Source organism: Bacillus sp. FSL W8-1141 (genome assembly GCF_038593205.1).
Lineage (GTDB): Bacteria > Bacillota > Bacilli > Bacillales > Bacillaceae > Bacillus > Bacillus altitudinis.
In genome coordinates this window covers 3,685,680-3,706,501 of the sequence record NZ_CP151973.1, presented here as the reverse complement: position 1 = coordinate 3,706,501, position 20,822 = coordinate 3,685,680, and the positions used below count along the sequence as shown (strand labels likewise).

20 protein-coding genes and 1 riboswitch are annotated in these 20,822 nt (G+C 39.0%); of the genes, 11 read left to right on the top strand and 9 right to left on the bottom strand.

What is annotated here, in order from left to right; all coding sequences use genetic code 11:
- The 3 genes from NSQ52_RS19040 (at nt 1) to NSQ52_RS19030 (ending at nt 3,200) form a co-directional block, all read left to right on the top strand.
- A complete protein-coding gene (locus NSQ52_RS19040; RefSeq protein ID WP_342473774.1) occupies nt 1-540 on the top strand; it encodes a DUF2247 family protein in 540 nt (179 codons plus the stop codon).
- Between the two features lie 21 nt (nt 541-561).
- On the top strand, nt 562-1,227 hold the full coding sequence (locus tag NSQ52_RS19035) for a hypothetical protein (RefSeq protein ID WP_268372483.1): 666 nt from the start codon (nt 562-564) through the stop codon (nt 1,225-1,227).
- Nucleotides 1,228-2,006: 779 nt separating this feature from the next.
- On the top strand, nt 2,007-3,200 hold the full coding sequence (locus NSQ52_RS19030) for an MFS transporter (protein WP_024720468.1): 1,194 nt from the start codon (nt 2,007-2,009) through the stop codon (nt 3,198-3,200).
- A gap of 47 nt (nt 3,201-3,247) precedes the next feature.
- Here NSQ52_RS19030 and NSQ52_RS19025 read toward each other — a convergent pair whose 3' ends face one another.
- The 3 genes from NSQ52_RS19025 to NSQ52_RS19015 form a co-directional block, all read right to left on the bottom strand.
- Nucleotides 3,248-4,150 (bottom strand): shikimate 5-dehydrogenase, encoded by a 903-nt coding sequence (locus tag NSQ52_RS19025; RefSeq protein WP_008344408.1) that lies wholly within the window; start codon nt 4,148-4,150, stop codon nt 3,248-3,250.
- 18 nt (nt 4,151-4,168) lie between these two features.
- Nucleotides 4,169-5,350, bottom strand: a complete 1,182-nt coding sequence (locus tag NSQ52_RS19020) for an MFS transporter (RefSeq protein ID WP_007497314.1) — start codon at nt 5,348-5,350, stop codon at nt 4,169-4,171.
- A 444-nt stretch (nt 5,351-5,794) separates the two neighbouring features.
- Nucleotides 5,795-6,811 carry a LacI family DNA-binding transcriptional regulator gene (locus NSQ52_RS19015; protein ID WP_024720466.1) on the bottom strand — a complete coding sequence of 339 codons (1,017 nt, stop codon included), beginning with the start codon at nt 6,809-6,811 and terminating at the stop codon, nt 5,795-5,797.
- Between the two features lie 276 nt (nt 6,812-7,087).
- Nucleotides 7,088-7,167, top strand: a riboswitch (glycine riboswitch).
- A gap of 162 nt (nt 7,168-7,329) precedes the next feature.
- Here NSQ52_RS19015 and NSQ52_RS19010 point away from each other — a divergent pair.
- Entirely contained in the window at nt 7,330-8,676 is a 1,347-nt protein-coding gene (locus tag NSQ52_RS19010) for an amino acid permease (protein ID WP_342473773.1), read from the top strand.
- A 47-nt stretch (nt 8,677-8,723) separates the two neighbouring features.
- Here NSQ52_RS19010 and NSQ52_RS19005 read toward each other — a convergent pair whose 3' ends face one another.
- Nucleotides 8,724-9,404: a DUF3169 family protein gene (locus tag NSQ52_RS19005; protein WP_144678997.1), complete on the bottom strand. Its 681-nt coding sequence runs from the start codon at nt 9,402-9,404 to the stop codon at nt 8,724-8,726.
- Nucleotides 9,401-9,607: a helix-turn-helix transcriptional regulator gene (locus tag NSQ52_RS19000; protein ID WP_025208285.1), complete on the bottom strand. Its 207-nt coding sequence runs from the start codon at nt 9,605-9,607 to the stop codon at nt 9,401-9,403. The genes NSQ52_RS19005 and NSQ52_RS19000 overlap by 4 nt, the downstream gene beginning before the upstream one ends.
- Nucleotides 9,608-9,777: 170 nt before the next feature.
- Between NSQ52_RS19000 and NSQ52_RS18995 the strand changes: the two genes are divergently transcribed.
- Entirely contained in the window at nt 9,778-10,401 is a 624-nt protein-coding gene (locus NSQ52_RS18995; RefSeq protein ID WP_045033635.1) for a CoA pyrophosphatase, read from the top strand.
- A 10-nt stretch (nt 10,402-10,411) separates the two neighbouring features.
- On the opposite strand, the gene NSQ52_RS18990 is transcribed toward NSQ52_RS18995, so the two are convergent.
- Both NSQ52_RS18990 and NSQ52_RS18985 read right to left on the bottom strand, forming a co-directional pair.
- Complete coding sequence (locus tag NSQ52_RS18990; protein ID WP_008347392.1) at nt 10,412-10,900, bottom strand: DUF4188 domain-containing protein; 489 nt, start codon at nt 10,898-10,900, stop codon at nt 10,412-10,414.
- A 4-nt stretch (nt 10,901-10,904) separates the two neighbouring features.
- A complete protein-coding gene (locus NSQ52_RS18985) occupies nt 10,905-11,456 on the bottom strand; it encodes a PadR family transcriptional regulator (protein ID WP_008347390.1) in 552 nt (183 codons plus the stop codon).
- Between the two features lie 182 nt (nt 11,457-11,638).
- Here NSQ52_RS18985 and NSQ52_RS18980 point away from each other — a divergent pair, with 182 nt between their 5' ends.
- From NSQ52_RS18980 to NSQ52_RS18960, 5 genes are all read left to right on the top strand, one after another.
- A complete protein-coding gene (locus tag NSQ52_RS18980; RefSeq protein WP_342473772.1) occupies nt 11,639-12,532 on the top strand; it encodes a hypothetical protein in 894 nt (297 codons plus the stop codon).
- Nucleotides 12,533-12,633: 101 nt separating this feature from the next.
- On the top strand, nt 12,634-13,587 hold the full coding sequence (locus NSQ52_RS18975; protein ID WP_144678998.1) for a hypothetical protein: 954 nt from the start codon (nt 12,634-12,636) through the stop codon (nt 13,585-13,587).
- Nucleotides 13,588-13,917: 330 nt separating this feature from the next.
- Complete coding sequence (locus NSQ52_RS18970) at nt 13,918-15,777, top strand: beta-glucoside-specific PTS transporter subunit IIABC (RefSeq protein ID WP_212357181.1); 1,860 nt, start codon at nt 13,918-13,920, stop codon at nt 15,775-15,777.
- 4 nt (nt 15,778-15,781) lie between these two features.
- Nucleotides 15,782-17,248, top strand: a complete 1,467-nt coding sequence (locus tag NSQ52_RS18965) for a glycoside hydrolase family 1 protein (RefSeq protein WP_008347383.1) — start codon at nt 15,782-15,784, stop codon at nt 17,246-17,248.
- A 31-nt stretch (nt 17,249-17,279) separates the two neighbouring features.
- Complete coding sequence (locus tag NSQ52_RS18960) at nt 17,280-18,128, top strand: PRD domain-containing protein (protein WP_008347382.1); 849 nt, start codon at nt 17,280-17,282, stop codon at nt 18,126-18,128.
- 93 nt (nt 18,129-18,221) lie between these two features.
- Here NSQ52_RS18960 and NSQ52_RS18955 read toward each other — a convergent pair whose 3' ends face one another.
- Nucleotides 18,222-19,400: an aspartate phosphatase gene (locus NSQ52_RS18955; protein ID WP_024720457.1), complete on the bottom strand. Its 1,179-nt coding sequence runs from the start codon at nt 19,398-19,400 to the stop codon at nt 18,222-18,224.
- A 414-nt stretch (nt 19,401-19,814) separates the two neighbouring features.
- Here NSQ52_RS18955 and NSQ52_RS18950 point away from each other — a divergent pair, with 414 nt between their 5' ends.
- Entirely contained in the window at nt 19,815-20,027 is a 213-nt protein-coding gene (locus NSQ52_RS18950; RefSeq protein ID WP_342473771.1) for a hypothetical protein, read from the top strand.
- A 31-nt stretch (nt 20,028-20,058) separates the two neighbouring features.
- On the opposite strand, the gene NSQ52_RS18945 is transcribed toward NSQ52_RS18950, so the two are convergent.
- Nucleotides 20,059-20,820 carry an ABC transporter ATP-binding protein gene (locus NSQ52_RS18945; RefSeq protein ID WP_342473770.1) on the bottom strand — a complete coding sequence of 254 codons (762 nt, stop codon included), beginning with the start codon at nt 20,818-20,820 and terminating at the stop codon, nt 20,059-20,061.
- Nucleotides 20,821-20,822: the final 2 nt, after the last annotated feature.

The following is a 20,822-nucleotide window of genomic DNA, read 5'->3' as shown; positions in this document are numbered from 1 at the left end:
ATGAAATTTTCTATAGAGGTCTTAAAAACATATAATATTCACTATGATTGGAAAACTATATATGTAGGAATTAGGCTAGATTTGATCTCATACAAAGAAATAAGCAAGTATGCAGTGGAATACTTATCTAATCATACTGAATGTGAAAATTCTTTAATCCTAGAATTAGCTTGGGGTGCTGGCGATCCAGATGAGGATTATAGAAAACTCCAAATGATATTAGTAGAATTATACAATGATTTGGTAGAAGAAGAATCTAGCCAATGGGACATTGAAAAAAGGAAATGGAGATATGGTATAACGTCTCACTTAAAAGAAAAAAATAAGAAGTCAGCTGAAGAGTTATTGGATGAATTGTGTGAAGTATACGCTGATTTTGGTTACCCTGAGGATATGGAACCATTTATTCATTATATGCCTCCTTCAGATGGTTATAATCCGTTACTGTATTCAAAAGAAGAGAATATAAATAGATTAGTATCTCTTTTTGATGAGTTTTTACAAAAAGAAAAAGCAGTTGTCCAATTCGAGCAATTTTAATTACTGATTAAAAGGTGACTAATGAAAATAAAACTTGAATTCGAACAAGGTGTGACAAACTACTATAAGTGGTTAGATCAGAAAATAAATGAATGTAAACAGTTAAGTGTATATAGTATAAACGGATATCACTTTTTAAATGATGGTGGAATAGAGGCTTTTCAAAGTTATTGTCAAAATGAATTAGTCGAAATTTTTAGCGGGCAATTAACTAATTACCATTTTTATATCTTTCTAAGTAAGAAAGTAAATGATGTACATTCGCGAATAGAGAGATTCCAAAAAGTATGGAAATCAATTGATTCGAAAATAAATACTTCAGGTTTTGAAAAGGGGCCAGAATTACTTTTAGATGAACAAGAAAATCAATTTTATGTCAGTATGGCCAAAGTACCTCAATCTGATTTAGATAAGGCATTGCGAATAATGGATCAGTATCAATCTAGTTTCATGATTGCCAGTAGAAGAGATTCTATGCTCACAGAGGAACCTATAAAAGATTTGTTTTTCACAGGATTGGATCAGAATAGTCATGAAGTAGATTATCAAGCGCTTTTTTTGAAGTATGGTTTGAATGGTGAAATTATCTTTAGATGGGGATCTGTTCTAGATGAGGCCGAATTGGCAATGATTTTAAATCAAGATCATACCCAGAAAATACAGGAGCGAATACAAAGCCATTCATAGTATCTCTAAAAGAGAATAATCCGTAATATTTTAAACAATCCCCACATTTGGGACTTGCCCTCCCGTTTTGTGAGACTGGGAGCAAAACACCGTATGAAACAGCCAGTTGTCGAAACTCTTTCGGTGACTGGTTGTTTCATTTCCCCCTTTTTTAGAGATCAAAGAAAATCATTTGTTTTGTCAGAAGGGATTTACTTTCCTGCAATCAAGAGAACATAAAAGTCAAATACATGGAGACAACTAACTAGAGCATATAGAAAAGCCTACACAACTGTTAACGGAAATGGCCTTAAGGGTGATAGCGACTCCTAAACAAGGGAGATTGCTGTTTTTCTGAGATCATGAAATTGAATTGCTCTAGATGAATGTAGATGAAGTGTTTCATCATTTAACGAAACTTCTTGAGTACACCAAATGCTCAAGTTGATACGGTGATTTCATATTAATAGCCGAGGATTTTCATTTTGGATGATGCATAGAGCGTCAAGAATATTTTTATGAGTTTAGTCTTTGGGGGATGTGAGTTTAGAGGGATTTTTTCTATCACCATTTCCCTCAAATTTAAGCAATTCACTATCATTACCTTTCACATTCATATAAAATAAGAGCTAGTGAAAATTTGAAGAGATGCTTGATAAATGAAGGGCATGTAAGCTGTATGAAATGATGAGTTGTTTCAAGTACGTGAAGGTTGCAAAGCTGTTTCTCCTCACGCATGAATCTTGTAAGCGTAACCATTATTTGTCACTTCATTGCAATGTGTTGAGGGGTGTGTCAGCATGAGGAATCCGTATTTGAGAACGGCTTCTAGTCTTTATATCAATTATTTTTTATTAGGTATGGTCAATATTATTTTGGCTTCTAATATGCCATTTTTGATCAAACAATTAGATACAAATAGTGCGGGGATAAGTTATATGATATCTGCACTCGGTATTGGCAGGGTGCTCACGTATGGTCTATCGGGCGTACTGTCAGATCGTTTTGGACGAAAGCCGGTCATTTTGGTTTCCGGGGTGCTGATGGCGGTGTTCCTCATCGGAATCCCATTGTCTCCGAATTATCAAATCGCGTTTGCGTTTGCGATTTTGGCAGGGGTGGCGAATTCGGCGATGGATGCAGGGACGTATCCGGCTTTAATGGAAGCTTTTCCTCAAAACTCGGGATCTGCAAATGTGATGGTGAAGGCGTTTATTTCGATTGGGGCGACCATTCTGCCGCTCGCTATTTTCTTTTTAGCAGAGCATGATCTGTTTTATGGATTTGCGTTTTTTGTACCTGCTTTTATCTATTTAGTGAATGTGATGATGCTGTGGACATTGCCATTTCCAAATCATCGCAAGGTGGAGCAAGTTCAGGTGACGGAGCATGATGGACTTCCGCGCTTCTCATCAGAGCCTACGTTTTGGAGAGAAGGGGTCGCACTGATTGTGATCAGTTTTACATCAAATGGTCTGTACGCCTTGCCGCAAATTTGGCTGCCTACGTACGGTGAGGAAATATTGGGAATGGCTTCTGGCAGTGCTGTGAAGCTGCTTAGTTACTATAGCATGGGCGGTTTGCTGTCTGTCTTATTACTCGCATTTCTTTTGCGCCGCATTGTTCGTCCGGTCACCGTGCTGCTACTCTATCCGATTATTACATTAGCCTCTATCTGTGTGCTATTGGTCGTAAAGTCTCCAGTCATCGGGACCGTCAATGCATTTGTATTGGGCTTTTCAACAGCGGGTGTCTTTCAGCTGACGTTAACCGTAATGGCTGAGTTCTTCTGGAAAAACAAAGGGACGATGACAGGAATTATCTCAACAGCAGGCGGAGTGTCCGCCATTGTGATTCCAGTCGTCACTGGTTTGATCGAAACCCACTCGACCATTTTGCAAATCTTTATATTTGATGCGGGTGTGGCTGTTGTGGCGATCATCGGCGCGGTGTATATCCTTTATCGATATCGCCGTGTGATGATACACGAATAAAAAAAGACGACTTCCAAAGCGGAGGTCGTCTTTTTTCTGTGTTTCGTTTAGAAACGGTCATTTTCAAACAGAATTTGTTTCACTTGTTCAACAGGCATATCCTCGCCAGTAAAGAGTTTGTACGCAAGGGCACCTTGCCATAGCATCATGCCAAGACCGTTAATCGTTTTGGCACCAGCTTCTTGTGCTTGAGCAAGAAGTTTTGTTTTTTGCGGGTTGTAGACGACATCTGTCACGATTAAGTCTTTGCGTAATACATCAAGGGTATCGTCAATAATGCTGAGCTCATCTAATGGTTTCATGCCAAGGCTTGTCCCGTTTGCTAAGATCGCACTTTCAGCTACTTCACGACGGAAAGCGTCTTTGTCTTCAAGTGGGAAGATATTCGCTTTGACACCGAATGATTTCATTTCGTTGTTGATGTAATTTACATTTTCCTCTGCTTGAACAAAGTATTGATCATTACGAGCAAAAATACTAATTTCACGAATACCTGATTGTGCAAGCTGAATGGCGATCGGTGTTGCAGCGCCGCCAGATCCAACGAGTGTAACCTTTTGTCCAGCTAATTCAACGCCGTGTTCAATTAAGTTTCTTACGTAACCAAGACCATCTGTGTTGTAACCAACCAGCTTGCCATCTTTGTTCACAACTGTGTTGCTTGCGCGAGTATATTTTGCAGAATCATCTAGTTCATCTAAGTAATCGAGTACTTTCATTTTGTTCGGCATGGATACGTTAAATCCAGCTGCACCCATTGCTTTCATCCCGTTTACTGCTGCTTCTAGTTCATCATTTCCTACCTCAAAAGCAAGGTAAGCATAGTTGATTCCTGTTAGTGTATAGCCAAGGTTGTGCATCCGTGGTGACAGGCTGTGCCCGATTGGTGTTGCAAGAAGACCGACTAATTTTGTTTTTCCATCAATATTACGTTCGTGTATGTTTGTCATGATTGACATCTCCTTTAATTATCTAAACAATTTTTTCATGCGTCGTAAAACAAAGACTGCTAACAATACGCTGATGACCGCAATGATCATATCGAAAAATAAAGTCATTTTAATATCGTACGTGCTGACGAGTCCGCTTGTAATCAGCGGAACAAGGATAAACGCTGAGCTTGCCGCAATGTTGACATATGATGAAGCCGTTGCTTTGTTTGTAGGGAATAATTTCATCATAATACTCATCGCCAACTGGAAAATGCCGGCTGTAAATAATCCTAAGAAAAAGGTACTAACAATGACAATGCCGTACGTTTCAATTTGAAATAGTGAAAGCATGGCAAGGAATGCCCCGATTGGGTAAATAATGGCGACCATAATCGGTGAAATGAATTTATCTAATACGATTGAAAGCAATAGAACAGATACGAGTGCACCAATACTAAAATAAGAAAGAAGCTGTGTCGCTTGTCCTGAGCCAAGCCCAATCAATTTCAACCCGAGCTGTGGAAGCCAAGTTTGCCATACGACAAATAATGCAGTAGACGTGAATCCCATAAGTACAACAGCTAAACCTTCACCAAACATTTTCGGTTCTTCCTTCATTTGCTCTTGAACGGGAAGATCGTTTTGAGAAGCCGTTTGCTTATGATTTGGGAACGGCATAAAGATCAAGTAAATGCCTACAAGTAAATAAAGAAGTCCTAGACCAAAGAATGCCCAGCCCCAGAAGATGTCATGTGCAATAAGGAATGCCAAGATAAATGGAAGAACAGTCGCACCAATTGATACAGACGCCTTCACTAATACAGAAGCTGAACTTGCTTTTTTAGGAAATGATTCTGTCAAAGCAGGATATGTTCCTGAATCAAGCAATGAGTTTGCAATCCCTGCGGAAATGGCGAAAATGAAAGCCAATGTATAATTGGTCGTTGTTGGAATTCCAATTAAGAATAATAAGTAGAGAAAGTTACCTGTAATAATGACAGGTTTTCGCCCCCAGCTGTCTGCCAGCCGGCCAGAGAAAAAGAGAGCAATTAATTTACCGATCCCGATTGCTGATACAAGCAAGCTGATTTTTGGAATATCTACATGGTAGCGTTCAGATAAGCTTTCCATGTTTGATGCCACAATAATATTGATCATGCCTAGCATGAAATAGTTTAAGTACATGCCAAGTGATGATTTAATGTATGGATTTTTCATGTTCCCACTCCTATATTTGAAACCCTGTTCGGGCCAAATTCTTGTTACCCTTTGTTATTTCCTTAAACGTAAATAATATTAAGTCCATCACAACACCCCTTGTGTGATTGATGAAAAAATAATGAATATTCATCTGTTCTTCAAATAAGTACATCGTTCTACTAAATAATTAAAAATAATAACAGTTATCATAAGTTGATGGACTTCCTCGATTTGATCAGAATCAAAAGATCCATCTTTAACTGTAGTTGATATCATAAATAACGATATGTTCACAAAAGGTATAACGATATACTAAAAGAAGCAACGAGATAAATATACTCCTGTGTATAAAATGTGTCAAGTTTATGACTTTGCGATTTAAAAAAAGAAAAATGTAATAAAGAAATAGTTGACTTGCTCAATAAAAAAAGGAGAATCGCTTTGCAATTCTCCTTTTCATGATCATGTCGAGGTTTCTCGAATATGAAGTTGAGGCTTTAATATCAATCGCTGCAGTTCTTCATCCTGCTCGTTCATTTTATGATACAAAAGGTTGGCTGCTTTGACTCCAATGGATCGTGGAAATGATGAGACTGTGGTGAGCGGCGGGTGATACATCTCCGCTTCAGGGATGTTATCGAACCCAACTACATCAATGTCTTCTCCAGGCTTGATGTCACGCGCTGCCAATTCTTGAATCACCCCAAACGCCACTAAATCACTGAAGCAAAAAATAGCAGTAGGTGGTTCGGGAAGGTCAATCACTTGGGCAAGGGCTTCTTTCCCGCCTTCACGGGTAGGCACCATATCGATAATAAGAGATTCATCCATCGTCAGGTCCTCATCATCATGGGCTCTTTTGAACCCTTTCATCCGTTCAATCCAAGTCGAGGAGGATTTGATTCCACCTAAGAAGGCGATGCGGCGATGCCCTTTTTGAAGAAGATGACGGACCGCCATCCATGTGCCTTGTTCATAATCAACGCCGACATAATCACAATGGACATCTGCTAATTCACGGTTTGCCAATACTTTTGGTGTGCGAATGTTGTTTAACTGTTTCACCGTTCGTGTCGAACTTTTCGATGCTGGATTTAAGATGATTCCACCCACTCGGTGCTCTACCATTGTGGAGATGAGCCGCTCCTGCTTATCCACACTATCAAAGGTTGTCCCAAGTAAAACGGTATAGCCAAGTGACTCAAGGGTGGTTTGCACACCGATTAAAAATTCAGAAATGAAGGTGTTTGAAATATCCGTGACGATCACACCTACAATATTTGAACTTTTCGACCGCATGTTGGCAGCGACGCGATCGTACACGTATCCCAAATCCTCCATGGATTGCAGCACTTTTTTCCGGGTGGCTTCAGAGATCCTAGGGTTGTTGCGAACAACGAGTGAGGCCGTTGAAGTCGATACACCGGCATGCCGAGCGACTTCTTGTAATGTCACACGCTGTTTGTTCATTTTTTTCATTTGTCTTCACCAACTTCATTGGATTGCCTAACTATGGTTCATCATCAAGATGGATGTCTCCACCAAACGAGCCGAACATTCTTTGTTTCATTATACCTTAATCAAGGGGTGTTGATGAAGTGATGTCATATCAGCTTCAGATAAGGAGGAAACAACATCTTGAAAGATTACCATTGACAGCTTTCTTTTAGAGGCGTAAAATATAAAATTATTCAGAAATAGCAACATTTAAAGTAAATATCGAAGGCTATGATTGCTGTGGGTCACACTATGGCAGGAGCAGCTTCTGGAGAGACCGCATGTATGTGCGGCGCCGAAGGGTTCACAATCTCAGGCAAAAGGACAGAAGAGTACGAAATATTGTATTTGTGATGCATGGGTCATACTGTGTATTGCTTTTCTCTATTTTGCTATTCTTTTATGACCGTGAGATTGGAGCGCATCCAATCTCTTTTTTTATGGACTTTTTGATAGTTCATTATTTCAGTATAGGATCGTGTCGTAGGAGGGTGTTGAAATTGGCACAACAAGAGTTAAAGCGAGATTTATCAAACCGTCATGTTCAATTAATTGCCATTGGCGGAACGATTGGAACTGGGCTGTTTTTAGGGTCTGGAAAAGCCATTCAATTGGCAGGACCATCGATCATTTTTGCGTACTTAATTGTCGGAATGGCCATCTTTTTTGTCATGAGGGCACTTGGAGAATTGCTCTTATCTAAGGCGGGCTATCAGTCTTTAACGGATATAGCAGAGGATTATCTTGGACCATGGGCTTCCTTTGTGACAGGATGGACGTATTGGTTTTGCTGGATTATGACAGCGATGGCGGATGTTATTGCGGTCGGGGTGTATGTGCAGTACTGGTTTGATATTCCGCAGTGGATTCCTGCTATTATTTGTTTATTGATTTTGCTAGGATTTAATTTATTAACGGTGAAGCTTTTTGGAGAAATGGAATTTTGGTTTGCACTGATTAAAGTGATTACGATATTACTGTTGATTGGCGTTGGAATTGTCCTGTTAATCATTGGTTTCCAAACAGATGCAGGGCCCGTGACGGTAACGAATCTGTGGTCACACGGAGGGTTATTTCCAAATGGTGTGACAGGCTTCTTATTGTCATTCCAGATGGTGATTTTTGCGTATGTGGGCGTGGAACTTGTCGGTGTGTCAGCAGCAGAAACAGCGAATCCGCAAAAAAATATCCCGTCTGCGATTAATAAAATTCCATTAAGAATTCTATTTTTCTATGTAGGTGCGATTTTTGTATTACTATGCATCAACTCATGGACAGAACTCAGTGCATCAGAAAGTCCTTTTGTGAAAACCTTTGGGCTCATTGGGATACCAGTAGCGGCGGGACTCATCAACTTTGTCGTCCTGACATCTGCGGCGTCTGCTTGTAATAGCGGTATGTTCTCAACGAGCCGAATTTTGTATAATCTCAGTCATCAAAAACAAGGACCGGCATCCTTTGGTCGTCTAAATAAACATGCTGTTCCAAGTAATGCCCTGTTTGTGTCGACAATTGTGGTGTCAGTAGGGGCTCTTTTAAGCAAGCTAATTCCTGAACAAGCCTTCGGTATTGTGACTACGATTAGTGCCATTTGTTTCATTTGGGTATGGAGTATTATTTTAATATGTCATTTGAAATATAAGAAGACACGTCCTGAACTGCATAAGGCGTCTACCTTTAAAGCGCCATTTACACCTTTTGTGAATATAGCGGTTCTTGTGCTCTTTGCTGCCATTCTTGTCATCATGCTTTTCGCTGATGCTACACGTCCAGCCCTGTTATTGACACCCGTATGGTTTGGGTTCCTATTTTTGATTTATGCACGACAGAAACGACGTTCAGCATAATGAACGAAAAAAGCACAGCCTTTTTAAAGGGCTGTGCTTTTGCTTATTTAACGATTTCGAATCTTCAACATATAGTATGCATTAAGAATGATCAGAACAAGTCCAATGACGATGATGGAGAAGAGCTGAGAGTGATTGGCGCCAAGAGAATAGACAATCAAAATAAACATGGCACCGGTCAATAAAATATTCATCATTTGAAAAGTGTGAAAAAGCCCATCGAGCATCACATGCTTTTCGCCTTCATCAGAAATGGCGAGCAGTTTTTTGCCATAATCTTTATCGGATGGACTAGGTAGATGACGATTAGGATAGACGAGCTTTAGGACAGAGATCGATGCATAAGAAAGAATGACGGTGATCAAAAATAAGGCAGCATTTGCGAGAATCAGCCAGAGTGGTTGCTCGGTTACGATGGAAATACCAATTGCAATAATCGATAAAATGGTACTCACCGTATTAGCTAACGTTACATCAGTAAAGGTTCGGTACTGTTTTACCTCGAGTTCATCCTCCTCATCACCAGATACTGAAAGAGAGACTCTTTTCTTCATGCGCGAAATGCCTGAAAAACAATAAATGATGAATAGAACTGTCAAGCCAGTGATGACAAGAGTCGCTTCAAATGCAGCTTGCAGAAGTGTCAGCTCAAATTCGGCTGCCAGTAAACAGTAAGCACCGAGAAAACCAAGGAGAGCACCTAAGAGCATTTTGTATACAGTTTTCATGTGAGTTCATCCTCCTCGAATAGAAAAATTTGTTCAATGGGTTCTTGAAAAATACGTGAAAGCCTCATAGCAAGTAAGAGAGACGGCATTAATTCATCTCGTTCCATTAAGCTGATCGTCTGGCGGGAAACCTTTGCCCGTTTCGCAAGCTCCGTTTGGTTTAAACCATCACGTGCCCGCAGCTCTTTTAGCCGATTTTTCATTCTGTCACCTCAACTCTGATCAAAATGTTATCTTGATTGTAAAGTATTATATTCATTTTGACAAGTATAGTTGTCAAAATGATAAAAATAATTGTCAGAAAGATCGCCTTTATTCAAAAGGAAATCAATGATACGCTAAAGAAAAGAGAAACGGAAAATAGGTGATGCCCATGTTCATTGATCAATTAAAAAGTGACTTACATCAATCACAGCCGCTATTTATCGGAGAAGAGACAGCGTTCAAAGCGGCAGTCCTTGTCCCTTTGGTGCAAGTAAACGGGGAATGGCATGTTTTATTTGAAGTGCGATCACTGACGATGAGAAAACAGCCTGGCGATATTAGCTTCCCAGGAGGCAAACTCGACGGCGGCGAAACCGCACAAGAAGCCGCACTGCGGGAAACATATGAAGAACTAGGGATTCCGCCCGAATCCGTCAAGGTGTTAGGACAGCTCAGTCCTTATATTGCCTCTCCATCCTTTGTGGTATATCCATTTGTCGGAATCATTGATGAACAGCAGGTCAAACATTCCTTTAATCAAGAAGAAGTAGAGGAGACCTTTACTGTGCCTCTATCATGGCTCATCCAATACGAACCATACTTACACCATGTATCGGTGCAGCCAACACCAGGAGAGGACTTTCCTTATGAAAAAATCATGAATGGTGAAAAATACAGCTGGGGGAGTCGTTCGATTGAGGAGTGGTTTTATGATTACGATCGTTACACCATTTGGGGATTAACTGCCCGTATATTAAAACATTTTGTGATGGTTGCAAAAAGAAATTCCTAGAGAATCAGCTCTAGGAATTTGTTGTAGAAAGGCGTTCTTTTGCGGTTTCTTTTCCTTTCCCTTTTCCAATTAGGATGGGTGCTTTAGCTTGGCTCAATCCATATGAAGGCATGTTCACGTAGATAGATTCATATGAGCCGGCTTGAATTTGATACGTTTCATGATAAATTCCGACCGCGTCATTATTTCGTGCTCTTTGGTTAAATCCTTTCCAAGCAGCCAAATGCTTCTCCATCTTGGCGTAGGCAAGGAGATCCTCTGTTGATTTCCAATATTGGATCATGGTGGTGGTGCGTAAACCGAAGTAATTTTCTGTCCCGAGAAAACCAAGTTCTTCTTGATGTGTATAAAGTTCTTTGATCATCCCCGGCATCGCCTTAAATACTGGCAGCCATTGATGGACAGCCCAGCGTTTATTGATTCTCATTCCGATAATGAACACAACAATCGGTTCAGAATTGTCTGTTGTATACCTGCCAGCACGTATATTTTTTTTCACTTGTTCATCCTTCTTTCTTCATCGATTCACAGGTCTCCACGCACCAATCAATTCCAGCCTGCGCCACTTTCTTTCCGTAATCTAATGTATATAGCCAATACTTCGCATCAGCTTCATCTGGATACAGCTCTTGAATGTTTTGTTCAATCGCAACATATGTCTCATAACGGATACGGAGCTGCCTCTCATAATCTTGTAAAAGCACCAATTTTTTCTCAAACGAAAGATATTGACCAAAGAATAACTTTAATAACACTTCATTTCGTTCTGATGGTACTTGATCGAGCGGCTGCGCCAGCCATTGCCTCAACGTGTCCAGCCCTTTTTCAGTCAGATGATACTCCCGCTTGTCTGAGCGCCCAGTTGTAGAAGCGGGTGAAACCTTCGCAAGCCCTTCCTCGACTATTAACTTTAAAGCTGGATAAATTTGTCCATAACTAATTTTCCAAAAGTGATGCAAGCTCCTATCAATTAATTGCTTCACTTCATACCCAGACTTACAATCTGTCGTTAAAATCCCCAAAATCGCATACGTCGTATCATTGTATTTTTTCATTGATTAACACACCTATCTAAAAGATATATCATTTAGATATATAATAAACGATGTATAACTGCAGATACAAGAGGTATGAGAAAAAAATAAATGCTAGAAAGGAGGTGAAGAGATCACTGATTGGTTAATCAATAAGATGAATCCTTCATATAGAGTGAACGATCATAGTTTGGAGGGGACATATGAGTAAATCAAAAATCTGGATCATGACTATTCTGGCGGTACTACTGATTGGTGGAGGCGGTTGGATAGCCTATCAAGCAATCGCAAAAAAGAGTGGTTTGAATCATCCCTACGCCTTTGCATATAAGACTCATGATCGTGTGAACTGGTTCAAGGTAACGGAAAGAAACGGAAAAGTAACAGGTCATCTGAATGAAACCATTTTAGAGGAAAATCCGAAAAGGCATTATGACCCCAATCTATTTATCAACAAATATCAATTAACTGGGAAATCAATTGAAAACGGTTACGAATTTTATGTGAAGCAAGGGAAAGAAACGGTCACATATGAAGTTCACCTTGCCGAAAAGGATCTTTCTGTGAAAAAACAAGGTGAAAAGCACAGCATCACATACAAAGCAGTTGATCAAATAAACCTACGTGCTGTTCAACAGGACATTCATACTCGATATGAGAAACTGATGGATGACACGGAAAATAGATTTCATGATTATGTACGAAACTTCATTAAGAAAGTAACAGGCGCTTATGGTTATCTGTATACGGCAGAGGATGGTTCGTACCAACTATTTCTAAAAGTAAAACGAATGTATATGCAGTCTGAATGGGCAGGTTCTTTTCTAATGAGAAAGGCCCCAGGAGATGGTGGTGAACCTTATAAAGAAACGAAACATACAGCTGGTGGAGTTTCAGATGGGATGATGTTTGATTTGAGTACTTATCCTGCAATTGAAAAGGGTTTTATTTTAGGTGAAACTGACCGAGACGCAACATACATTAAATTTCCTTTTAAAATGGCAGGCGGGACAATAGAATTTAAAGCGGTCACGAAAGAGGAATATCAAGAACAAACAGAAGCATTCAAAAAGCAGGCGAAAGAATGGCAAAAGTAGATCGTGTTGGAACAGATGAATGTTGTGAATGGGATTTCAGGGCGATCAGAATAAATAGGGATCATGAAGGTTTTTCAAAACATATTTGAGTGGAGGTACGTATGAGTAAACTGAAAATGTGGGTCGTGTCTATCCTGGCAGTACTCATCTTAGGTGGAGGCGGCTGGACAGCATATCAAGCAATCGCACAAAAGAATTCATTGAATCATGCCTATGCATTTGCGTATAAAACGAAGGATAGAATGAGCTGGTTTGAGATATCTGAGAATAAAGGCAAAGTAACGGGGCATTTGAATGAAAAGTATATAGAAGAAATATGGTGGGACCCCAAAATATATAAAAAACAATATGTAGTGTCCGGGAGTTCAAAGGAAAACGGTTATGAATTTCGAGTCAAACAAGGCAAAGAAACAATCATATACGAAGTTCAAATGTCTGGGAAAGACCTATCTGTAAAAAAACAAGGTGATAAGAAAAGCAGGATATATAAAGCAACCAATCGAAAAAAGCTAGATTCGTATCACAAAAAAATTCAAGATCGACATCAACATCTAGTTGATACATCAGAAACTAGATTTTATGACAATATGAGACACTTCAGGGATAAAGTAGCGAAGGTATATGGTTTTCTATATACGGCAGAGGACAAACAACTATTTTTACAAGTGGAAAGCATGCATATTGAGAATGGATGGCTCGGCTCTTTTCTAATAACAACTGTTTCTGAAGATGGTTGTAAGCCATATAAAGAAATGAAATTAGAAGTCGGAGGCTTTACGGATGGTGGAGGATTTTTAGACATGAGCTATGATCCTATAATTGAACAAGGTGTACTTATAGGTTCGACTGATCGAGATGCAAAATCAATCAAACTGCCAATTAAAAAGACCAACGGTACAATAGAGTTAAGAGCTTTCACGCGTCAGGAATATAAAAAACTCCCTAAACCATATATCATGACAGGCGATTCGGTAGAGTTAAAAGCTGTCACGAAAAAGGAATATGAAAAACAAGCGAAAGCATTTAAAAAGAAAGCAGAAGAAAAGAGAAAATAGGCAGCTTAAACCAGATGAGTGAATCAACTTATCTGGTTTTTTATGGAGAAACATTTTGTTGATTGATGATAGAAAGAACAAAAGAGTTGCTTTAAGTAAATAAAGAAAAGTATTTTAGGTATATAGACCTTAATAAATTTCAGAAAAATAAATGTTGACGCTTTCATATAATCAATATATACTAAAAACAAATCCAATATAAATAAATTAGACATGTGACTGGTCATGCAGGCAGGATCTAAAAACGATGAATTTCTTTAATTTGTCGTTTTAGGTCCTTTTTTTATTGCCGAAATATAGGTCTCATGTATGAGAAAAGGAGGAGAAAAAATGGATTACACACAAGTCGCCAAAGATGTTTTACAGCATGTAGGTGGTAAAGAAAACATTGCGCACCTTGAACACTGCTCAACAAGACTTCGCTTCACACTAATTGATCAGAAAAAAGCAGATGTACCAGCATTAGAAAAAACACCAGGTGTCATAGCTGTCAGAATGTCAGGACAATGCCAAGTGGTCATTGGGAATGACGTGATTGAAGTGTATCAACAGGTAACAAATTTAATGGGCGGCAGCTCGTCTGGGCAAAGCATGCCATCCAATCAGCCAAAAGAAAAAAGAAAAGCAGGCACAGTTCTATTAGATTTCATTGTGGGTGTCTTCCAGCCGCTTGTTCCGGCTATCGCAGGCGGAGGAATTTTAAAATCATTTCTTCTCCTTTTCTCTTTATTAGGCTGGGTGGATGCAAAAGGCCAAACCTATCAAATACTGAATATGGTGGGTGACGCACCACTATACTTCCTGCCATTACTAGTCGCTGTCACAACGGCAAATAAACTAAAGGTAAACCCACTGGTCGCATTATCAGCAGTCGGTGCACTCCTTCTTCCGAACATGACAGCCATGCTTACTGAAGGTGCGCAATTAATGTCATTCGACGTAAAAAATATAGCTTATGCGTATCAAGTGTTTCCAGCAATCCTTTCTGTATTGCTTTACGCTCAAATGGAAAAATTCTTCACACGATTTTCACCAAAACCAATTCGGATTTTCTTTGTCCCAATGATGTCATTAGTCATTACTGTACCAGTTACGTTACTGTTATTAGGACCACTTGGTTTTACAGCAGGACAAGGGTTTTCATCCGTTATTCTTGCGATGTTTAATACAGTAGGCTGGGTAGCTGTCGCAATTTTAGCAGCGGTACTCCCGTTTATGGTTGCATCAGGCATGCACAAAGCAATGGTCCCTTATGCAGTGACAACGATGGGGAACCTCGGGAAAGAAGCGCTTTATTTACCAGCATCACTTGCGCATAATATTGCGGAAAGTGGAGCATGTTTCGCAGTGGCACTACGCACGAAAGACAAGGTACTCAGATCAACAGCCATTTCGGCAGGAATTTCAGCATTTTTTGGCATCACAGAGCCTGCTTTGTATGGTGTGACACTTCAAAATAAACGCGTACTTGGAAGTGTCATGATTGGTTCGTTTGTTGGCGGGATCTTCATTGGATTAGTTGGTATACAGGCCTTTGTACTTGTTGGTCCGGGATTAGCAAGTATGTCGATGTTTATATCAGATGAGCTTCCACGAAATCTAATGTTTGCTGTCATTGGAGCTGTCATTTCCTTCGTTGTTGCTTTTATCGCTGCTTTTGTATTAGGTAAGGATAAAAAAGTAGAAGAAAAGACAAATGATCAAGAAGCATTTGCTGAACAAATTGGAGCAGGGGAAACTTTCAAAAGCCCTGTGATTGGTCAAATGATCTCACTATCTGAAGTAAAAGATGATATTTTCTCTTCAAAGGTCATGGGAGACGGAATTGCCATTGTTCCTTCAGAAGGAGCGTTATATGCACCAGTAGATGGTGAGGTCACCTTGCTGTTCGAAACAAACCATGCACTTGGTATGAAAACGGACAAAGGGGTGGAAGTATTATTCCACATTGGCATTGATACTGTACAGTTGGAAGGACAGTATTTTTATCCAAAAGTGCAGGCAGGAGATCGTGTACAAGCAGGGGATTTACTCATTGAATTTGATGTAGAAAAAATCATGGAAGCAGGATACGATCCAGTTACGCTTGCTGTCATCACGAATACAGATCAATATGATATTAAGGTACAGCCATTACAAGAGGTCAATCGCCAAGATACATTGATGGTTATCACCCAATTAGGAGGCTAAACATATGACGACAATAAAAGGTTTTCCAAAAGGATTTTTATGGGGCGGCGCCATTGCCGCCAACCAAGCAGAAGGCGCTTGGAATGTAGATGGAAAGGGCCCATCTGTTGCTGATATTGCGATGTACCGGTCTAATTTGAGTGTAGAAGATTATGAAGGGCATCTAGCTGTTACTTCTGAAAATATAGATCGAGCGATGAAAGACCCAGATGATAAAAAGTATCCAAAACGCAGAGGTGTTGATTTCTATCATCACTATAAAGAGGATTTGGCTCTATTTGCTGAAATGGGTTTTAAAACTCTTCGCATTTCTATTGCATGGAGCCGTATCTTCCCAACTGGAGAAGAGAACGAACCAAATGAAAAAGGACTCCAATTTTACGATCGTTTATTTGCAGAAATGAAAAAACACAACATAGAACCGATTGTGACGCTGTCACATTATGAAATGCCGTTAGCACTGAGCGTGAAATATAATGGCTGGGTTGAAAGAAAAGTCGTTGATCTCTTTGTTAAGTTTGCCAATGTATGTTTTGAACGCTATAAACATGATGTGAAATATTGGCTTACCTTTAATGAAATAGATAGTATTCACCGCCACTCTTTTATTACAGCAGGAATTATTCCTGATCGCTGCCCAGAAGGGAAAGAGGAAGAGACGGTTTATCAAGCACTCCATCATCAATTCATTGCCTCTGCACTCGTAACAGCAGATTGTCATCGCATCATACCAGGCAGTCAAGTAGGGTGTATGCTGACAAAATTAACAACGTATCCGCACACTTGTCATCCGAATGATGTGGAGCGGGCATTGAAACAAAACTTAGAAAACTATTTCTATGCAGATGTTCAGGTATTTGGTGAATACCCGCCGCTTATCAAGCGCATGCTTGAGAGAAAAAACATTCATATCCAAATGGAATCAGATGATCTTTCTATTTTAAAAGAAAATACAGTAGATTTTATCTCGTTCAGCTACTATATGTCTTTAACTGAATCAGCTGATGAAGGATTAGAAAAAACGGATGGAAATACCATCCGTGGGGTCAAAAATCCTTACCTTCCATCTACTGATTGGGGATGGCAAATTGATCCGGTTGGTCTGAAAATTTCTTTAATAGAATTATATGATCGTTATCAAAAACCACTGATCATTGTAGAAAACGGCATGGGTGCAAAAGATGTTGTTGAAAGTGATGGATCAATTCACGATGATTATCGTATTAACTATTTCAAAGAGCATTTCCGCCAAATGAGAGAAGCGGTGGAAGAAGGCGTTGACCTCTTCGGATATACGAGCTGGGGCTCAATTGATATTATTAGTGCAGGTACATCACAGATGTCAAAACGATACGGGTTCATTCATGTAGATCAAGATGACGATGGAAACGGTACATTAAAACGTTCTCGTAAGGACTCATTTTATTGGTACAAAAAGGTCATTGAAACAAATGGTGAATCGCTTGATTGAAAAACCACAATCATGAAAACAGGTGATGACGATGTTTAAAATCAAAAAAGTTTTAAACTCGAGTGTGGTTCTGGCTGAAGATCAGAACCAACAGGAGATGGTTCTATTCGGCCGGGGGATTGGTTATGGACAAAAACCAGGTCAAATGATTGAAGAAAAGAAGGCAGATCAAGTGTTTATGTCTGTCGATAACATGAGAGCGAAGGAATTTCTCCAACTATTAGATTCAATGCCACAAGAGTTTATCGATTTAACTCAGCATATTGTTCAATATGCTGAAAAACGCTTAAACTCAAGTCTGAATTCTGGTGTCTATTTTACCTTGATGGACCACTTGAATTTTGCAGTAGAACGGCACAAGAAGAATATTAATATTACAAATCGAGTATACTGGGAAATCAAAAACTACTATACCGAAGAATTTGAAGTAGGTAATTATGCGCTTGAGTTAGTCAACAATACATTGGGCATACAATTACCAAAGGAAGAAGCGGCCAATATCGCCTTCCATTTAATTAATGCGTTAGGTGAAGAGTCCGATTCTAAAGATGGCATGAAGTATGCCAAGATGATTGGAAGTATTGTGAATCTCGTCCGCTATACGTTGAATATGAAAATGGATCAAGAGAATATTCATTACAGCCGATTTATTACACATGTGAAATTCTTTGTTGAAAGATTTTACGCAAATAAATTATTATCAGATCAAGAAAATGAGTTGTTTGAACAAATTGCACACTTGTATCCTCAAGCGATGGATGTAGCTTTCAAAATCAAAGATTATATTAAACAGGTGCATAGTATTGTTATTCCAAATGACGAACTTACGTATCTGGCGGTACATATTCACCGCCTCATTTCTTATCAAGAACTAAAATAAATGTGGACCACTTGCCTTGTAATGAGGCAAGTGGTTATTTGTATTGTATCGGTTTATGTTCCGATAGGTCGTTCTGTTGGGCCAAGATTTGTATCATTTAACGAATTGTAAGACACCGTTTGTCCGAAAACAACGATGGCTAAAGCGAAAATGAGTAAACTCACTTTTTTCATCATAATTCCTCCAATTAAGTGTAGTGTGTTCTAATTGATAGGCATCCTTCAAAAAGAGGTATGCTTGGTGAATTGAACCTAGCTCTTCAAAGTGTTTGGCAGCTAGTGCACTTAATTCACGGGCACCTTCAACATCCTTTAATTCTTTCAGAATACTGATGTCATCGAAACAGGTTTGAGCTTTTTTGGATATGTCTTCAGTGAAATATAGGTGATAGAGAAAATTCATTTTTGCTGTATAGATGGGGTTTCTGTCTATTTCTTGTTTTTGTTTGACCAATTCAAAATAATAGAGAGCTTGCGACTTTTCATCAATGGAGAGTAGCTCTTTTAGTAACATAAACATGGAGTGTTCGAAATAACAAGATGAAAGGTAGTCATCATCACTAAGAGCCTTTTCTAGGGCATCAATACATTTTTTTGATTCTCCAACTTCGGCATATAGAATACTGATATTGTGATAAAGCTGTGATGCTAAAAAATGATCGTTTAATTGATTTGAGATGTGTAATGCTTTTGTGTAGTAATTCTCAGCTCTTTTGAAATCGCCAATATCCATGAAGTTGGTGGCTGCGATCACAAAAGCTGCTGCCAGTCTTCTTTCATAGCCATCATGACCTTTGAAAATATCGATGGCATTCTGAATATAATGAAGTGAAATCAGGCTTTGGCGAAGCATCATATATAGGTTTGCGACCTTCGTATGGAATTCTGCTACTTCTATTTCATCAGGAATGTTTTGTAGTTTTTTCTCAGCAATTTTAAACAGTCCGATGGCTGATGCATAGTCTCTGTTATATGAAGCGTAAAGGGCTTTATATAGGTAAAAATAATATTCAATCAAGTCGTTTGTTTTAGAAGGGTATTCTAGCACTGTCGGTTCATTCAGTTTTTTACCTCTTCGTTCATATAACATGAGCTTAAACTTGCCTTCTAGCAATGAATAGTAGGTCAAGACCTCCTGATTCTCTTCCATCTCTTGAAGTAATTCCTTTAATTCTGTGTAGATTGTCTTTGCATTGTGCACATCATGCTTACGAATGGCAATTCGCCAATCATTTAAACGGTTCCCCACCTGTTCAGCTGAAATGATTTTCATGGAAATTTCACCTCTTTAACATCCTTTCGCCTGTTTCAATAAAAAACGATATCACAATTTTTGGTAAAATATAATCGTTTCTGGGAGGTGATTGACAGGAGGTAATAAAAAGGACCTTATGTCATGAGATGTACGTTATTGTATTGATGATTGATTGTTTATTCAAATGAGTAAAATCTTTTTTTGGAAGTCTAAAAACGTGATAGATACTATTAGTTTTAAGTTTATGGTCGAAAATACCATCCGAATATATGAAATAAAGCTTTTTTAGCTATGAGAGAAGAATAATGAAAGGTCGATCTAGAAGGGAAAATCAGTTATGATGTTGCTAGATGATTTTGGAAAAGAAACTGGTAGTTACTGAGAAAGGCGAATATCCGAGACAAGTGTTGACCTTTCAGAAAGGATGTTGAAATGAAAAAAAGATTTCAAATGTTAAACTGGCAAATGACAATTGTGATGACGACGCTTTTACTTGTTTTAGTCACTCTTTATATCTCAAAGAGATACTTTTATAGCAAAGAAATTGAGTTGCTGACAGAATCTTGTCAACAAGAAGACGGCAAAATCATACTAGAAACAAATGGTTTGACTATGGATTACTCCTTTGAGTGTAAGAAAAAATAAAACAGGCAGCTTTCTGCCTGTTTGACACCAATTAAAACCCTAAGTTTTGTAACCACTTGTTTAACAAGGCCTCTCGTTTCTCAGCGGTAAAGCGATCGTATTTTCCTAAATTTAAATGGGCTGAAATTTCACCGTCATTCATAAACAAAATTCTTTCAGAGCAAAGGGCCACTTTTGGATCATGGGTGACGAGAAGCAGAGTTGTTCCTTCAGAATTGATTTGTGAAAAAATATCCATGACTTCCTTTGTGGTGCTTGAATTAAGAGCACCTGTGGGCTCATCGGCAAAAAGAATGTTTGGTTCATTCATAAGAGCTCGACAGATAGAGGCTCTTTGGAGCTGTCCTCCTGATACTTCTGATAAATATCTATCAGCTAAATGATCAATATCAAGTTTCTCCATTAAATATTTCGCTCGTTCATTGATTTCTTTTCTCGGCATTTTCTTCGCTAAGTAAGCTGCAGCAATGATGTTATCAAATAGATTGAGGTTTTTTAGTAAGTGGCTGTGTTGAAAGACGAATCCCATCTCTGATAAGCGCAAAGCTGCTAACTGTTTGTCTGTCATTTCTGATAGCAGTTGACCGTTATATTTGATTTCCCCTCTGGAGGATGTCTCTATACCGCTAAGTTGATAAAGCAAAGAGGTTTTACCGCACCCTGAAGGTCCCATAATGGTGACAAATTCTCCACGTTTAATGGTTAAGTGAATATTTCTAAGAATGGTCTGTTTTTGTCCTTTTAATGAATCAATTTGTAAAGACAATTGCTTCGCTTCAATTAATTGTTCCATGT

What these genes read in the sequence shown, in the direction of transcription:
- NSQ52_RS19000 (WP_025208285.1), bottom strand. Translation starts at nt 9,607, where the DNA reads ATGAAAAATCGGCTAAAAGAGCTGCGGGCACGTGATGGTTTAAACCAA.
- NSQ52_RS19015 (WP_024720466.1), bottom strand. Translation starts at nt 6,811, where the DNA reads ATGAAAAAAATGAACAAACAGCGTGTGACATTACAAGAAGTCGCTCGG.
- NSQ52_RS18950 (WP_342473771.1), top strand. Translation starts at nt 19,815, where the DNA reads ATGAAAAAAAGATTTCAAATGTTAAACTGGCAAATGACAATTGTGATG.
- NSQ52_RS18995 (WP_045033635.1), top strand. Translation starts at nt 9,778, where the DNA reads ATGTTCATTGATCAATTAAAAAGTGACTTACATCAATCACAGCCGCTA.
- NSQ52_RS18945 (WP_342473770.1), bottom strand. Translation starts at nt 20,820, where the DNA reads ATGGAACAATTAATTGAAGCGAAGCAATTGTCTTTACAAATTGATTCA.
- NSQ52_RS18955 (WP_024720457.1), bottom strand. Translation starts at nt 19,400, where the DNA reads ATGAAAATCATTTCAGCTGAACAGGTGGGGAACCGTTTAAATGATTGG.
- NSQ52_RS19035 (WP_268372483.1), top strand. Translation starts at nt 562, where the DNA reads ATGAAAATAAAACTTGAATTCGAACAAGGTGTGACAAACTACTATAAG.
- NSQ52_RS18985 (WP_008347390.1), bottom strand. Translation starts at nt 11,456, where the DNA reads ATGAAAAAATACAATGATACGACGTATGCGATTTTGGGGATTTTAACG.
- NSQ52_RS19005 (WP_144678997.1), bottom strand. Translation starts at nt 9,404, where the DNA reads ATGAAAACTGTATACAAAATGCTCTTAGGTGCTCTCCTTGGTTTTCTC.
- NSQ52_RS19020 (WP_007497314.1), bottom strand. Translation starts at nt 5,350, where the DNA reads ATGAAAAATCCATACATTAAATCATCACTTGGCATGTACTTAAACTAT.
- NSQ52_RS18975 (WP_144678998.1), top strand. Translation starts at nt 12,634, where the DNA reads ATGAGTAAACTGAAAATGTGGGTCGTGTCTATCCTGGCAGTACTCATC.
- NSQ52_RS19025 (WP_008344408.1), bottom strand. Translation starts at nt 4,150, where the DNA reads ATGACAAACATACACGAACGTAATATTGATGGAAAAACAAAATTAGTC.
- NSQ52_RS19030 (WP_024720468.1), top strand. Translation starts at nt 2,007, where the DNA reads ATGAGGAATCCGTATTTGAGAACGGCTTCTAGTCTTTATATCAATTAT.
- NSQ52_RS18970 (WP_212357181.1), top strand. Translation starts at nt 13,918, where the DNA reads ATGGATTACACACAAGTCGCCAAAGATGTTTTACAGCATGTAGGTGGT.
- NSQ52_RS19040 (WP_342473774.1), top strand. Translation starts at nt 1, where the DNA reads ATGAAATTTTCTATAGAGGTCTTAAAAACATATAATATTCACTATGAT.
- NSQ52_RS18965 (WP_008347383.1), top strand. Translation starts at nt 15,782, where the DNA reads ATGACGACAATAAAAGGTTTTCCAAAAGGATTTTTATGGGGCGGCGCC.
- NSQ52_RS18980 (WP_342473772.1), top strand. Translation starts at nt 11,639, where the DNA reads ATGAGTAAATCAAAAATCTGGATCATGACTATTCTGGCGGTACTACTG.
- NSQ52_RS18960 (WP_008347382.1), top strand. Translation starts at nt 17,280, where the DNA reads ATGTTTAAAATCAAAAAAGTTTTAAACTCGAGTGTGGTTCTGGCTGAA.